The following is a 14,947-nucleotide window of genomic DNA, read 5'->3' on the forward strand; positions in this document are numbered from 1 at the left end:
TCTTGCCGTCAGTAACGACAAGCAGAACGAGATAAATTGATGTTCATTCCACCTGTGCGGTTATCAGGCTGGACTTTTTTCCGCAATGTCAAAAAAGGCTTGGCGCAACGAAAGTGTTATTGAGCCGGGGTGGCCGTTGGCGATGGGAGCACCGTCAATCGCCACGACCGGCATGGCGATCGTGGTCGCCGAACTGATGAAAGCCTCCCGCGCCGCCTTGGCTTCAGCCACCGAAAAGCCCCGCTCCTCGACCTTCAGGCCGAGCTTGGCGGCGACTTCGAACAGCGTCGTGCGGGTAATGCCGCGCAGGATGCCGTGCTCGGCCGGCCGCGTCACCAGCACCCCATCCCTGGTGACGATCCAGGCGTTGGATGAGCCGCCTTCCTTGACCGTGCCGTCGGTGTCGATGAACCAGGCTTCCTGGGCGCCGGCCTCCTTGGCCTTCTGCTTGGCCAGCACGTTGGGCAGCAGGCCGACGGTCTTGATGTCGACCCGGTCCCAACGGTTTTCCGGCACGGTTATCACCTTGATGCCGGTCTCCGCCCTTTTGGCTGCAGCGGCCGGATCGGCTTTCCTCGCGGTCACCACCAGCGACCGCCTGGTGCCCGCCGCCGGGAAAACAAAGTCTCGGCTGGCGACGCCTCGCGTCACCTGGACATAGACCAGGCCGTTGGCGACATGGTTGCGGCGCACCACTTCGCGCAGGATGAGCGGCAGCACGCCGCGTGTGACCGGCCAGTCGATCGAGAGCTCGTTCAGCGAACGGTCCAGCCGCGCCAGATGACGCGGCATGTCGACGATGAAGCCGCGCGCCACCTCGCAAACCTCGTAGACGCCGTCGGCAAATTGATAGCCGCGATCTTCGATGTGCACGGATGCGTCGGCATGGGCGACATAACGCCCGTTCACATAGGCAATACGCGGCATGGGAAACCCTCGAGAAACGTCCCGGCCTTCTTAGGCGATTCCGCCGTGGTCGTAACTGGCAATTGCGTGGGCCAGACCGGCCGGCCTCACGCGTGCCCCGCGGTCAGACGCCGAGCGACTTCAACTTGCGGTGAAGTGCCGAGCGCTCCATGCCGATGAATTCGGCCGTCTTCGAGATGTTGCCGCCGAAGCGGTTGATCTGGGCGATCAGATAGTCCTTCTCGAACTGTTCGCGCGCCTCTCGCAGCGGCAGCGCCATGATGTGCTGGTCGGACTGGTTCGGCGTGCGCGGCATGACATCGCCGATCTCGGACGGCAACAGATCGGCGGTAATCGGCGCATCGACATTGTCGCCGCGCGCCAGGATCATCAGCCGCTCGACATTGTTGCGCAGCTGGCGCACGTTCCCCGGCCAGTTGTGCGCCTGCAGCACCGCCAGCGCGTCGTCGCCGATGCGGCGCGGCTTGATGCCGGCCTGGCGCGCGATCTGCTTCATGAAATTGTCGACCAGATAGGGAATGTCCTCGCGCCGCTCGGCCAGCCCCGGAACCATGACCGGAACCACCGCCAGGCGATGGTAAAGATCCTCGCGGAAGCGGCCGTCGGCAATCATCGCTTCCAGGTTCTGCGAGGTCGACGAGATGATGCGGACGTCGACCTTGACCCGTTTGGTGCCCCCTACCCGTTCGAACTGCTGCTCGACCAGCACACGCAGGATCTTGTTTTGCGTCTCGCGCGGCATGTCGGCCACTTCGTCGATATAGAGGATGCCGCGATGCGCTTCCTCCAGCGCACCGACCTTGCGCTCAGTGCCGTTCGATTCGGTGCCGAACAGCTCGATCTCCATGCGCTCGGGCGTGATGTTGGCGGCGCTCAGCGTCACGAACGGCGCACCCTTGCGCGTCGACAACGCATGAATGGCACGCGCCGCCAGTTCCTTGCCCGAACCCGAAGGGCCGATGATCATGACACGGCTGTTGGTCGGCGCGACCCGCTCGATCGTCTGGCGCAACTGGCTCATCGCCGACGACATGCCGATCAGGTCGAAGGTCTCGCCGCTGCGCTGCTTGAGGTCCGAGACTTCGCGCCGCAGCTTCGAGGTTTCCAGTGCCCGTTCGGCGATGAGAATGAGCCGGTCCGCCTTGAACGGCTTCTCGATGAAATCATAGGCGCCGCGACGGATGGCCGACACCGCCGTTTCGATGTTGCCATGGCCGGAGATCATCACCACCGGGAGCGTTGGGTGCATCGTCTTGATCTCGTCCAGCAATGCGAGACCGTCCAGACGCGAGCCCTGCAGCCAAATGTCGAGGAAAATCAGCCGCGGCGCACGGTCGGCGATCGCCGCCAGCGCACTGTCGGCATCGAATGCCGTGCGGGTTTCGTGACCTTCGTCGCTCAGGATACCGGCGACGAGTTCGCGGATATCTTCCTCGTCATCGACGATGAGAATGTCAGACGCCATTACCGACCTTTTCAGTTTCTCTTTCGTTTTCCGCCTTGCTCTCGCCGCGCGACGGCGCGGCGGCAGCAGAAGGCGGCAGGATGATGCTGATCATCGCACCCCGCCCGCCGTGGAAGTCCGCCGGCGCATCGTGCAATTCAAGCCGGCCGCCATGGTCCTCCACGATCTTCTTGACGATAGCGAGGCCGAGCCCGGTCCCCTTCTCGCGTGTCGTCATATAGGGCTCGAGCAGCCTTTGGCGATTCTCGCGCGGCAAACCTTTGCCATTGTCGATGACGTCGATTCTGATGGCGCCATTCTGCCGTCCGGCTTGAATCCGGATTGTGCCGTCCGAACGATCTTTTGCATCAAGTCCGTCAATGGCCTCTGCAGCGTTCTTGATGACGTTCCCGAACGCCTGCGCCATCAGCCGGCTGTCGAAGGTACCCTTAAGCGCCTCATTGCCGAAAATCCGCTCGAAGGCGATGTCTGAACGGCTGACCTCGACCAGGAACGAGGCCTCGCGCAGCGATTCGCGCAGATCGATGGCCTTCATCTCGGGTTTCGGCATGCGCGCGAAGGCCGAGAACTCGTCGACCATGCGGCCGATATCCTCGACCTGGCGGATGATGGTGTCGGTGCATTGATCGAAGACCTCGCGATCTTCGGTAATGACCTTGCCGTAGCGGCGCTTGATGCGCTCGGCCGACAGCTGGATCGGCGTCAGCGGGTTCTTGATCTCGTGCGCGATGCGCCGCGCCACGTCGGCCCAAGCCGACGAACGCTGCGCCTGGACGAGGTCGGTGATGTCGTCGACGGTCACGACATAGGATTTCTCCTCCGCCCCGTCGTCGCCCGCCTCGATGGTGATCTGCACGTTGAAGGTCCGCTCCGTGCCGGCGCGGTAGAAGGTCACCTGCTCGCGATAGACCGGTTTGCCCGACTTGCGGCCGATCTCGAAGACACGGCCGACATGAGGCAACACCGCCGAAAGGTTCTGCCCGAGTGCCGCGGAGGCCGAAATGGCCAACATCGTCTCGGCCGAGCGGTTGACGATGGTGACGATGCCATAGGGGTCGACGCCGATGACGCCGGCGGTGACGCCCGCCAGGACCGCTTCCGAAAAGCGCCGCCGCTCGTCGATCAAGTCCTTGGCGGACAGGATCTCGTTGCGCTGCGATTTCAGCTCCAGCAGCATCTTGTTGAAGGTGTCGCCCAGCGAGGCGACGTCGCCGTCGGAAGGCCTGACTGGCACCGCAACGTCGAGATTGCCGGTGGCGACCTCGTCGGCAGCACCGATAAGCTGGCGGATCGGCCGCACCAGCCGGTCGGCGACGGCGATGCCGGTCCAGATCGCCGACAGGATGATGATCAGCGTCAGCGACAGATAGGGCAGCGCGAAGGCCACCTGCGAGGTGCGGCGGTTGTCTTCCAGCCCGCGATACTCGTCGGTGTTGGATCGGACAATCTGACGTGCCTTGATCACTTCGGGATCGACCAGGCGGATCGTGTAGAGGTAGAGCCCTTCGATTTGGCGCAGCTTGACGATGGCGCCCATGATGTTGCGCGTCTTCGGCTCGATCAGCACCGGCTTGCCGTCGGCGGCGCTGGTCACGGCACCTTCCGGCGGCTCCGGCATGGCGAAATCCGCATCGGTCTTGGCGCTCATGACGAAGGAGCCGTCTGGCTTGATCAGCGCCGCATGCGCCAGCGACCGGCCCACCGCTTCCTTGTTCATCAGGTCGAGGAACCCGGTCCGGTCGAGGCCGTAGAGCGTACGCGACGCATCGAGATCGTAGGCCATCGACAGCGTCGTGCCCTGAAGATTGCGGGCGTTCTCCTGGACATAGGCGTCTGCAATCGAGAGCGACGAATTGACGATCGTCTTGGTGCGGATCTCGAACCAGCGGTCGAGGCCGATATCGAGCGTGATCGAGGCGATGATCGCCACCATGATGGCCGGGATGGCGGCGACCAGCGCAAACATCGCCACGATGCGCACATGCAGCCGCGACGCCGCCTTGCCGTGCCGGCGCGCCATCACGATGCGGTGAACCTCGCGGCTGACCAGCGCGATCAGGAACAGGACGAAGACGGCGTTGAGCGCGATCAGCGCCAGCGTCGTCCTCTCGTTCGGCACGATCGGCGTGGCGCCGACGAGGATGGCAAAGGAGATCGCCGCCGTGACCAGCGCACCGGCAATCGCCACCACGCCAGGCAGCGCCAGCAGCCGGCGCCTGTCTTCGACGCCGTGCCTGCTGAAAATCGGTTCGTTCAGTGTAGGGGCCTGAGTCGCCATGTCGCCGTCTAGAGCCAGTGATTGCGTCGGATCTATGCAACGCATTGTGGCGATTATGCAACAAGTGTGGCCGGGACGGAAATCTTTCCCCGGCTCATTCGCCTAAAACGCCGGCTCCAGGACCTTTTTGTCCACAGGCGCTACAGCGCATTCTCGAAAAGTGGGTCCCCGGGATTCGGCAAAATCACGCTAAAACAAGTAGATAGAACCAATCCCGACTCTATGGGATCAAACAGGCACTAAGCCGGCCGCGACGACTTGTAGACGTTGACGCCGAGCTCGCGGATCTTCTTGCGCAGCGTGTTGCGGTTGAGCCCCAAGAGTTCGGCGGCCTTGATCTGGTTGCCGCGCGTCGCCGTCATCGAGGCCAGAACCAGCGGATACTCGACTTCGGACAGAATGCGCTGGTAAAGACCGGCCGGCGGCAGGTCGCCGGCAAAGGATGCGAAGTAGCGCTGCAGGAAATGCTCCACCGCCTGGCCGATCGAGAGGTCGTCCGGAATGAGATTGCCGGCGCCCGGGACAACCGGCCTCTCGCCGGTCTTCAGCTCGGCCTCGATGATCTCGGCGGATATCTCGTCCTGCGAATAGAGCGCGGCCAGCCTGCGCACCAGGTTTTCCAGCTCGCGCACGTTGCCCGGCCACGGATAGCGCTTCATCAGTTCGATGCCGCCGGTCGAGATACGCTTGGTCTGCAGGCCTTCGCTGGCGCCGAGCTTGAAGAAATGCCGCACCAGGTCCGGAACGTCCTCGGAGCGCTCGCGCAGCGCCGGCAGCCTCAGCGGCACGACATTCAGGCGATAGAACAGATCCTCGCGGAACAGCCCCTGGTTGATCAGCGTGCGCAGATCCTTGTTGGTGGCCGCGACGATGCGCACGTCGGTCTTGATCGGCGTGCGCCCGCCGACCGTGGTGTATTCGCCCTGTTGCAGCACGCGCAGCAGGCGCGTCTGCGCCTCCATTGGCATGTCGCCGATCTCGTCGAGGAACAGCGTGCCGCCTTCCGCCTGCTCGAAGCGGCCGGTCGAGCGGTTCTGCGCGCCGGTGAAGGCGCCCTTCTCGTGGCCGAAAAGTTCCGATTCGATCAGGTCGCGCGGGATGGCAGCCATGTTGATGGCCACGAACGGCCCGCCGCGGCGACGGCCATACTCGTGCAGCGCGCGCGCCACCAATTCCTTGCCGGTGCCCGACTCGCCTGAAATCATCACCGTCAGGTCGGTCTGCATCATGCGCGCCAGCATGCGATAAATGTCCTGCATGGCTGCCGAGCGGCCGACCAGCGGCATCGTCTCCGGTTGCTCGTCGGCGCGCGCGTCGATTTTCGGCCGTCTCGGCTCTGCCAGCGCCCGGTTGACGATGCTGAGCAGCTCCGTCAGGTCGAACGGCTTCGGCAGATATTCATAGGCGCCGGTTTCGGAGGCCCGGATCGCGGTCATGAAGGTGTTTTGCGCGCTCATGACGATGACCGGCAGTTCCGGCCGCGCTTTCTTGATGCGCGGCAGCATGTCGAAGGCGTTCTCGTCGGGCATCACCACATCGGTGATCACCAGGTCGCCCTCGCCTGCCGCCACCCAACGCCACAGTGTCGAGGCATTGGAGGTCACGCGCACCTCATGGCCGACGCGCGACAGCGCCTGGTTGAGGACCGTACGGATGGCCGCATCGTCGTCGGCGACCAGAATATTGCCGCGAACGGTCATTTGCGGTCTCCTTCATTGTCATCGTCCGTGCCGAACGAGGTTTGCTTCCAGGCCGGCATCAGGATGCGGAATGTGGTTGCGCGCGGCGTTGAATCGCATTCGATGATGCCGCCATGCTCGCCGACCAGCTTCGCCACCAGCGCCAGGCCGAGGCCTGAGCCGTTCGGCTTGGTGGTGATGAAGGGATCGAACAGGATCGGCAGGATATCTTCCGAGACACCGGGGCCATTGTCGCGCACGCAGAATTCCAGCGGCAGCGAGACGCGGTCCTGCGTTCCCGGAACAGAAACGCGGATGCCCGGCCGGAACGCGGTCGACAGCACGATCTCGCCCTGCGGGTCGCTACCGATCGCCTCGGCGGCGTTCTTGACCAGGTTGAGGAATATCTGGATCAGCTGGTCGCGATTGGCGAAAACCGGAGGCAACGATGGATCGTATTCCTCCAAGATCTTGATCCGCTTTGCAAAACCATTCTTGGCAATCGCCTTCACATGGTCGAGCACGACATGGATGTTGACCGGGTAGCGGTCGATCGGCCGCTCGTCGGAAAACACTTCCATGCGATCGACGAGCGATACGATGCGGTCGGTCTCGTCGGTGATCAGCCGGGTCAGCGCCCGATCCTCGTCGGAGGCGGAGAGTTCGAGCAATTGGGCAGCGCCCCGAATACCCGACAGCGGGTTCTTGATCTCATGGGCAAGCATGGCGGCTAGGCCCGTGACCGAGCGCGCCGCGCCGCGATGCGTCATCTGCCGGTCGATCTTGTCGGCCATCGAGCGTTCCTGGAACATCACCACGACCGAGCCCGGAAATTCCGGCACCGGCGCGACGTAGAGGTCGACGACCTTCTCGATGCCGAGGCGCGGCGACGAGACATCGACACGGTATTCGTTGACCGGCGCCAGGCGTTCGCGCACCTGGTCGACAAGCGTCAGCAGCGGACTGCCGAAGGGCACCAGCTTGGACAGCGTGTTGCGGGCCAGCATGGTGGCGCTGGAGCGAAAGAAATCCTCGGCATCGGCATTGGCGTAGGTGATGAAGCCTTCGCCATCGACCATGATCACCGGGCGGCGGATGGTGTTCAGCACGATCTGGGCGGCATCCACCATGTCCGTGCCCTGCGCAACACTGGCTTTCATGCAGCACTCCGCAGGGTCACAGGCGCGGCGGCGGTCGAGAACGCGTCGCGCAGTTCGGCAATGACCTTGGCTGGCTCGAAGGACGTCAAAATGGCCTTGCGCTGGTCGGGACCGACGCCGGCGGCGTGGCGGTCGAGATACCAGCCAAGGTGCTTGCGCGCCTGGCGCAGCCCACTTTCGCTGCCATAGAGCGTCAGCATGTCCTCATAATGGGCGATGATGTAGTCGGCGAGAGCCCGCGGGCTTTCCGGAATGCCTGTTGCCTCTCCACTGGCCACCGCGATGCTGCCTGCAATCCACGGCGCGCCGTAATGCGCGCGGCCGACCATCACCGCGTCGGCGCCGGACTGCTCCAGAATGTCTGCTGCCTCGGCGACCGAACCGACATCGCCATTGGCAACGACCGGGATCGACACCGCTTCCTTGACCCGTGCGATGGCGCGCCAGTCGGCCTTGCCCTGGTAGAACTGGCAGCGCGTGCGGCCGTGTACGGTCACCATGCGCACGCCGGCCTGCTCGGCGCGGCGCGCCAGCATCGGCGCATTCAGCGCGCCTTCGTCCCAGCCGAGCCGCATCTTGACCGTGACCGGCACCTCGACGGCGCCGACCACCGCCTCGATCAGAGTCAGCGCGTGATCGAGATCGCGCATCAGCGCCGAACCGGCATAGCCGCCGGTCACCTTCTTGGCCGGGCATCCCATGTTGATGTCGATGATGTCGGCGCCCTCGCCCTCGGCTATGCGCGCGCCTTCGGCCATGTGCACGGCCTCGCGGCCCGCGAGTTGCACCATGTGCACCGGCAATCCTGAATGGCGGATGCGCAGATCGCAGCCGGCCCTGCCCTTGGCCAGTTCACCGCTCGCCACCATTTCCGAAACGACCAGCCCGGCACCATGCGCATGGGCGCGCTGCCGGAACGGCTCGTCCGTTATCCCGGACATCGGCGCGAGAAAGACGCGATTGCGGATCGTCACGCCGCCAACGTCGAGCGGCACAGTCAATTTGGTCAATTCAGGCATGCACAAAAACCAAGCATGTTCGATTGCTGCACATTCTCTAGCCAGAACGGCGACAATGTGCAACGCGGAATGACGCCACATTAAGGCGCATTTGGGAAAATTCTGGCCAAAGCGCCGCACGTCCTGAAGGACGCGCAAAGGACGCTTGGAACTTCATAATTGGCGCACGATCTTTTCCGAACCGAAGGTCAGCGCAGCAAAAACCGATTACACTTTTCGGGATCGTGCGCTAGGACCAATCCGCATGACTGACGCAAGTGAAAATCCAGCCGACGCGGCGAACGACAAGGTTGGCGTGGTGATCGTCGCCGCCGGCCGCGGCGCGCGTGCAGGACAGGTCCACGGTCCGAAGCAGTATCAGAGCATTGGCGGCCGCGCGGTCATAACACGCACGCTGGACACGTTCCTGGCGCATCCGAGAGTTGGCCAGGTCGTCGTCGCCATCCATGCCGACGACCGCGACCTCTTCCGCAAGGCGGCCGGCGCCAAAGCCGACCGGGTCATCGCCATCACCGGCGGCGATTCGCGTCAGGCCTCGGTACGGCTTGGTCTGCTCGCCTTGCGGGACCACGCGCCCGGCAGGGTCCTCATCCATGACGCGGTGCGCCCCTTCGTCGACGGTGGCTTGATCGAACGCACCATCGAGGCTATCGGCGAACGTCAGGGCGCGCTGCCAACACTCCCCGTCGCCGACACACTGAAACGCCAATCTGCGGCCGGCATGATCGAAGAGACCGTGTCGAGGAACGGGCTTCACGCCGCCCAGACACCGCAAGGGTTTCCGTTCTGGCCAATCCTGGCGGCGCATGAAAAGGCGCATCAGCTGGGCAAGACGGATTTCACCGACGATGCCGCGATCGCCGAATGGGCGCATATTCCGGTGAAGATCGTCCCGGGCTCGCCGGACAATGTGAAGCTCACCTGGGCAAGGGATATTGCGATGGCCGATCAGCGGCTATCCGGCGAACGTCAGCACTTTCCGGACATCCGCACCGGCAATGGCTATGACGTCCACGCCTTCGAGCCCGGTGACCACGTCACGCTCTGCGGTGTCGTTATTCCGCATGACAAGAAGCTGTCGGGCCATTCGGATGCCGATGTCGGCCTTCATGCCCTGACCGATGCGCTGCTCGCCACCTGCGGCGCCGGTGACATCGGCACGCATTTCCCGCCTTCCGATCCGCAATGGAAGGGTGCCGCCTCGCGTATCTTCGTCGAGCATGCGGCCAAGTTGGTGCGCGAACGCGGCGGACGCATCGCCAATGCCGACATCACCCTGATCTGCGAGGCGCCGCGCGTCGGCCCGCACCGCGAGGCGATGACGGCAGCCCTTGCTTCGATGCTGGGCATTGCGTGGGAACGCATCTCGATCAAGGCGACGACCAACGAAAAGCTCGGCTTTGTCGGCCGCGAGGAAGGCATAGCCGCGATCGCCACCGCCAGCGTCGTGTTTCCGGGAGAAGTCCCCGCATGAGCAACGCCGAGCTCGCAAACGCCCTGCTCCTGGCCTGCCAGCAACGCGGCATCATGCTGGCGACAGCCGAAAGCTGCACCGGCGGCCTGATCATCGCCGCGCTCACCGACATTGCCGGCTCCTCCGCCGTGGTCGACCGCGGCTTCATCACCTATTCCAACGAAGCCAAGATGGAGATGCTCGGCGTCTCCGCCGCCACGCTCGACGCGCATGGTGCCGTGTCGCGCGAAACGGTGCTGGAGATGGCATCCGGCGCGCTGGCGCATTCGCGCGCAAGCCTTTCTCTTGCGGTTACCGGCATTGCCGGCCCAAGCGGCGGTTCGGCTGACAAGCCGGTCGGTCTCATCTGGTTCGGCCTGGCGCTCGCCGGCCAGCCGGTTGTCGCCGAGCGCCAGCTGTTTGGCCACAAGGGCCGCGAATTCATCCGCCACGAGACGGTGAGGCACGCGCTGCAGCTCGGCCTGCGCGCGCTGGGCTGAGATTAGGCGGGTCTGGCGCCGTAGATGACGTTGGCACGCTTCTCGAACGCCTCGGAAAACATGCGGAAGCCGCGGTCGAACATCGTGCCCATCAGCGCGCCGAGAATGCGGCTCTTGAACTCGTAGTCGATGAAGAAGTGGACCTCGCAGCCGCCGCCATCGGCCGGGTCGAAGCGCCAGATATTGCTTAGGTATTTGAACGGGCCGTCGATGTATTTGACGTCGATGGTGTTATCGTCCGGCTTCAGCAGCACCTGCGTGGTGAAGGTCTCACGGATCGCCTTGTAGCCGATGCTCATATCGGCGAGGAGAATGGTGCGGCCATCGCGCTCCTTGCGCGAGCGCACGGTCAGCGCCTCGCAGAGCGGCAGGAACTGCGGATAGGCCTCGACATCGGCGACCAGCCTGAACATCTCTTCCGGCGTATGGGCGACGCGGCGGGTGGCTTCGAATTTCGGCATGAAGACCGGATATCAGGCGGTTTTTCTGAGCTGCGCTTCGCGCGCCGCGCGCAGCCTGGCGAAATCGTCGCCGGCATGGTGCGAGGAGCGCGTCAGCGGGCTCGACGCCATCAGCAGGAAACCCTTGGTCCGGCCGATCGTCTCGAAGGATTTGAACTCCTCCGGCGTGACGAAGCGGATCACCGGATGGTGCTTCTTCGACGGCTGCAGATACTGGCCGATGGTCATGAAGTCGACATTGGCAGAACGCAGATCGTCCATCAGCTGCAGGATTTCGTTCCGCTCCTCGCCCAGGCCCACCATGATGCCGGACTTGGTGAAGATCGACGGATCGAGCTCCTTCACCCGCTGCAAAAGCCGGATCGAATGGAAATAGCGCGCACCCGGACGCACCGTCAGGTAATTCGACGGCACGGTCTCGAGGTTGTGGTTGAACACATCGGGCTTGGCCGCCACCACGATCTCCAGCGCGCCGTCCTTGCGCAGGAAGTCCGGCGTCAGGATTTCGATCGTCGTCGATGGCGTCGCCGCCCGGATCGCACGGATAACCTCGGCGAAATGCTGTGCACCGCCATCGGCAAGATCGTCGCGGTCGACCGAGGTGATGACGACGTGGCTGAGCCCCATCTGCTTGACGGCGTGCGCGACGCGCGCCGGCTCATCGGGATCGAGCGCTGTCGGAATGCCGGTGGCGACATTGCAGAAGGCGCAGGCGCGCGTGCAGATCTCGCCCATGATCATGAAGGTGGCGTGCTTCTTCTCCCAGCACTCGCCGATATTCGGGCAGCCGGCCTCCTCGCACACCGTGACCAGCTTGTGCGACTTCACGATCTCGCGCGTCTCGGCATAGCCTTTCGAGACCGGCGCCTTGACGCGGATCCAGTCGGGCTTACGCAGCACTTCCTGGTCCGGCTTGTGCGCCTTTTCAGGGTGCCGCAGGCGCGGCGCATTGGCGATCGTGTCGAGAACAGTGACCATCTCAAACCCGGTTCATTGGCGAGCCGCTGTCCGGAGCTCGCGTTCCAACGTCATCTAAGGCTTTTCGGCGCAAAGAAAAAGGTCATGCCGGCGCATGACGGCAGGGCCTTTTTCGCATAGCAGATATCGATGCCGGCTAACGGCGCACCAGCCGTCCTACAAAGATCAGCAGGCAGGCACCGACGAAGCCGGTGATCAGATAGGCGAACCAGCCGACGCCGAAGGGCTCGATGCTGAGGGCTCTGAGGATCGCGTTCAGCACCACCGCGCCGACGATGCCCATGATGATATTCATGAAGATGCCGGTGTTGCTCTTCATCACCATCTCGGCCAGCCAGCCGGCCAGACCTCCGATGATGATGGCTGTAATCCAGCCCACGCCATTCACGTCCATATGCCCACTCCTCGTATGATGGAGAAAAATGCATCCGCAAACGAACTGCCTTGCCGTCGCGTTCCTCCGAGCATTGCGCGTGAGTCCCGCCCGGCCAATTTATCATGCGTTGAGCGCCCGGCCATAGGCGTCGAGCACGCTCTCCTTCATCATCTCCGACAGGGTCGGATGCGGGAAGATGGTGTGCATCAGCTCTTCCTCAGTGGTCTCGAGGTTCATCGCCACGACAAAACCCTGGATCAGTTCGGTGACTTCGGCGCCGACCATATGCGCGCCGAGCAACTGACCGGTCTTCTTGTCGAAGATGGTCTTGATGAAACCCTGGTCCTCGCCGAGCGCGATCGCCTTGCCGTTGGCGCCGAACTGGAAGCGGCCGACGCGGATGTCCTTGCCTTCGGCCTTCGCCTTGGCTTCGGTCAGGCCGACGGAGGCGACCTGCGGGTTGCAATAGGTACAGCCCGGGATCTTCAGCTTGTCGGTGGCATGCACGCCGGGGAAATTGGCGATCTTCTCGATGCACACCACGCCTTCGTGCTCCGCCTTGTGGGCAAGCATCGGCGGTCCGGCGACATCGCCGATGGCGTAGATACCAGGCACGTTGGTCTTGCCGTAACCGTCGACGACGACGCAGCCGCGGTCCGTCTTCACGCCGAGCGTCTCGAGGCCGAGATTCTCGATATTGCCTTGTACGCCGACGGCCGAGATCATCCGGTCGGCGGTGATCTTCTCGACCTTGCCGTCCTTCATCTCGACATGCGCGGTGACCGAATTGGCTGACTTCTCGACCTTGGTCACCTTGGCCTCGAGGATGATCTTCATCCCCTGCTTCTCGAACTGCTTCTGCGCAAACTTGGAAACCTCGGCATCCTCGACCGGCATCACCGCCGGCAACAGCTCGACCACCGTCACCTCGGCGCCCATGGTGCGGTAGAAGGAAGCGAACTCGATGCCGATGGCGCCGGAGCCCATCACCAGCAGCGACTTCGGCATCTCCTTCGGCACCATCGCCTCGAAATAGGTCCAGATCAGCTTGCCGTCCGGCTCGATGCCGGGCAGCGCGCGCGGCCTGGCGCCGGTCGCCAGGATGATGTGCTTAGCGGTGTAGGTGCCTTCGCCCTTGACGCCCTTCGGCGCCGGCGGCTGCGGCTCCATCGGCTTCTTGGCTGTCTTCGAGACCACAATCTCGCCGGGCTTCGACAGCTTCGCCTCGCCCCAGATGACGTCGACCTTGTTCTTCTTCATCAGGAAGGCGACGCCGCCGTTGAGGCGCAGCGAGACCTTGCGCGAACGGTCGACGACGGCGGCCGTATCGGCGCTGACCTTGCCGCCATCGAGCTTCAGCCCATAGTCCTTGAGATGATCCGAATAATGCATGATCTCGGCCGAGCGCAGCAGCGCCTTGGTCGGGATGCAGCCCCAGTTGAGGCAAATGCCGCCGAGATGCTCGCGCTCGACGATCGCCGTCTTGAAGCCGAGCTGGGCGGAGCGCACCGCCGTGACATAGCCGCCGGGGCCGGAGCCGATGATGATGACGTCGTAGGATTCAGCCACGGGTTTTCTCCCTGATTTTCTAGAGTTCCAGCATCACGCGCACCAACGGTGCCAGCGCACTGCCGATGTTTCGCGTGTTTTGGGCATCGAGGTGGACGCCGTCCAGCGGTGTGGTCGTCGCCACCGTTCCGGCATCGAAAAAGCCGCAGCCTGCCTCGTCGGCAAGTGCGGAATATTGCGGCGCCAGCCGCTTCGAGGCTTCATCGCCGCCGGCGAACATTTCCTTGAATTCGGCATTGTCGGTGCGGCTGACCGCGGGCGGCGCGACGAGCAGAATCTGCGGCGCCGGCCAATCGAACGGGTAGTCGTGGCCGCGCACGATATCGATCAGCCGCTGCATGCCTTGCTTGGCGGCGACCGGATTGCCGTGGATCCACGGCTTCATGTCGTTGGCGCCGAGCATGATGATGATCAGGTCGAGCGGCGCATGCGTCATCAGCACCGTCGGCAACAGCCTGGCACCGTTGCGGTCGGCGCCGGCCAGGTGGTCGTCGAAGGCCGTGGTGCGGCCGTTCAGGCCGTCGGCGATGACCTCGATGTTGCCGCCCAAAGTCGCGCGCAGCACGCTCGGCCAGCGGTCTTCCAGCGCATGGCGTCCGAGGCTGGCGGCGTCATAGCCCCAGGTCAGCGAATCGCCAAAGCAGAGAATTGTCTTCATGCGTTTGTCCCACCCCTGCCGAACCCCGCCGCCGTGCCTTTGAGGCGCCAGCGCACGAACAGCCATTGCACGATGATCGCCACGACGCCGGGCAGGATCAGCCCGGCAACGATTGAAAGATCGCTTGCGGTCGCACGGTTCTCGGCCGGCACGGAAAACGTCCAGCCGGCGAGCGCCAGCAGCGTCAGTGCGAAAACCGCCAGCAGCCACCACAACATCCGGTCGACCGCTCGAACCGGCTCGGCGCGGAACTGGACCAGAAAGAAGATGACGGTCACGACGATGACGATCAGGGCCGTCGCCGCGAAGACCAGTATGTACTCTTCCGTCGCGCCGGTGAGGACGGCCAGTTCCTGCACCACCAACCCGCCAGCCAGACCGGAAAGGATGAAGGCGAAAAGGCTGGTGAAGAATTTCCGCACCG

At 63.7% G+C, this 14,947-nt stretch carries 14 protein-coding genes; 2 read left to right on the forward strand and 12 right to left on the reverse strand.

What is annotated here, in order from left to right; all coding sequences use genetic code 11:
- Window positions 1-63: 63 nt before the first annotated feature.
- From A6B35_RS19455 to dusB, 6 genes are all read right to left on the reverse strand, one after another.
- A complete protein-coding gene (locus A6B35_RS19455; RefSeq protein ID WP_006202173.1) occupies window positions 64-927 on the reverse strand; it encodes a D-amino-acid transaminase in 864 nt (287 codons plus the stop codon).
- Window positions 928-1,030: 103 nt separating this feature from the next.
- On the reverse strand, window positions 1,031-2,392 hold the full coding sequence (gene ntrX / locus A6B35_RS19460) for a nitrogen assimilation response regulator NtrX (protein ID WP_006202174.1): 1,362 nt from the start codon (window positions 2,390-2,392) through the stop codon (window positions 1,031-1,033).
- The gene (locus tag A6B35_RS19465; RefSeq protein WP_425277657.1) at window positions 2,382-4,715 is read right to left on the reverse strand and encodes a sensor histidine kinase NtrY-like; all 2,334 of its coding nucleotides are present in this window, start codon (window positions 4,713-4,715) and stop codon (window positions 2,382-2,384) included. The genes ntrX and A6B35_RS19465 overlap by 11 nt, the downstream gene beginning before the upstream one ends.
- Window positions 4,716-4,909: 194 nt before the next feature.
- Window positions 4,910-6,370, reverse strand: coding sequence for a nitrogen regulation protein NR(I) (gene ntrC, locus A6B35_RS19470; protein WP_006202176.1), 1,461 nt, complete (start codon window positions 6,368-6,370; stop codon window positions 4,910-4,912).
- On the reverse strand, window positions 6,367-7,509 hold the full coding sequence (locus A6B35_RS19475; protein ID WP_006202177.1) for a two-component system sensor histidine kinase NtrB: 1,143 nt from the start codon (window positions 7,507-7,509) through the stop codon (window positions 6,367-6,369). Before A6B35_RS19475 ends, ntrC begins: the two co-directional genes overlap by 4 nt.
- Window positions 7,506-8,528, reverse strand: coding sequence for a tRNA dihydrouridine synthase DusB (gene dusB, locus A6B35_RS19480; RefSeq protein ID WP_006202178.1), 1,023 nt, complete (start codon window positions 8,526-8,528; stop codon window positions 7,506-7,508). Before dusB ends, A6B35_RS19475 begins: the two co-directional genes overlap by 4 nt.
- A 244-nt stretch (window positions 8,529-8,772) precedes the next feature.
- Between dusB and A6B35_RS19485 the strand changes: the two genes are divergently transcribed.
- Complete coding sequence (locus tag A6B35_RS19485) at window positions 8,773-10,002, forward strand: bifunctional 2-C-methyl-D-erythritol 4-phosphate cytidylyltransferase/2-C-methyl-D-erythritol 2,4-cyclodiphosphate synthase (RefSeq protein WP_006202179.1); 1,230 nt, start codon at window positions 8,773-8,775, stop codon at window positions 10,000-10,002.
- The gene (locus A6B35_RS19490; protein WP_006202180.1) at window positions 9,999-10,481 is read left to right on the forward strand and encodes a CinA family protein; all 483 of its coding nucleotides are present in this window, start codon (window positions 9,999-10,001) and stop codon (window positions 10,479-10,481) included. The genes A6B35_RS19485 and A6B35_RS19490 overlap by 4 nt, the downstream gene beginning before the upstream one ends.
- A gap of 2 nt (window positions 10,482-10,483) precedes the next feature.
- Here A6B35_RS19490 and A6B35_RS19495 read toward each other — a convergent pair whose 3' ends face one another.
- The 6 genes from A6B35_RS19495 to A6B35_RS19520 form a co-directional block, all read right to left on the reverse strand.
- Window positions 10,484-10,942, reverse strand: a complete 459-nt coding sequence (locus A6B35_RS19495) for a type II toxin-antitoxin system RatA family toxin (RefSeq protein ID WP_006202181.1) — start codon at window positions 10,940-10,942, stop codon at window positions 10,484-10,486.
- 12 nt (window positions 10,943-10,954) lie between these two features.
- Window positions 10,955-11,920, reverse strand: coding sequence for a lipoyl synthase (gene lipA / locus A6B35_RS19500; RefSeq protein WP_006202182.1), 966 nt, complete (start codon window positions 11,918-11,920; stop codon window positions 10,955-10,957).
- A gap of 136 nt (window positions 11,921-12,056) precedes the next feature.
- Window positions 12,057-12,314 (reverse strand): GlsB/YeaQ/YmgE family stress response membrane protein, encoded by a 258-nt coding sequence (locus tag A6B35_RS19505; RefSeq protein WP_006202183.1) that lies wholly within the window; start codon window positions 12,312-12,314, stop codon window positions 12,057-12,059.
- Between the two features lie 102 nt (window positions 12,315-12,416).
- A complete protein-coding gene (lpdA, locus tag A6B35_RS19510) occupies window positions 12,417-13,865 on the reverse strand; it encodes a dihydrolipoyl dehydrogenase (protein ID WP_006202185.1) in 1,449 nt (482 codons plus the stop codon).
- A gap of 19 nt (window positions 13,866-13,884) precedes the next feature.
- Window positions 13,885-14,523 (reverse strand): SGNH/GDSL hydrolase family protein, encoded by a 639-nt coding sequence (locus A6B35_RS19515; protein WP_006202186.1) that lies wholly within the window; start codon window positions 14,521-14,523, stop codon window positions 13,885-13,887.
- On the reverse strand, window positions 14,520-14,945 hold the full coding sequence (locus A6B35_RS19520) for a hypothetical protein (RefSeq protein WP_040582757.1): 426 nt from the start codon (window positions 14,943-14,945) through the stop codon (window positions 14,520-14,522). Before A6B35_RS19520 ends, A6B35_RS19515 begins: the two co-directional genes overlap by 4 nt.
- Window positions 14,946-14,947 lie beyond the last annotated feature (2 nt).

The organism is Mesorhizobium amorphae CCNWGS0123, from assembly GCF_001686985.1.
Taxonomy (GTDB): domain Bacteria; phylum Pseudomonadota; class Alphaproteobacteria; order Rhizobiales; family Rhizobiaceae; genus Mesorhizobium; species Mesorhizobium amorphae.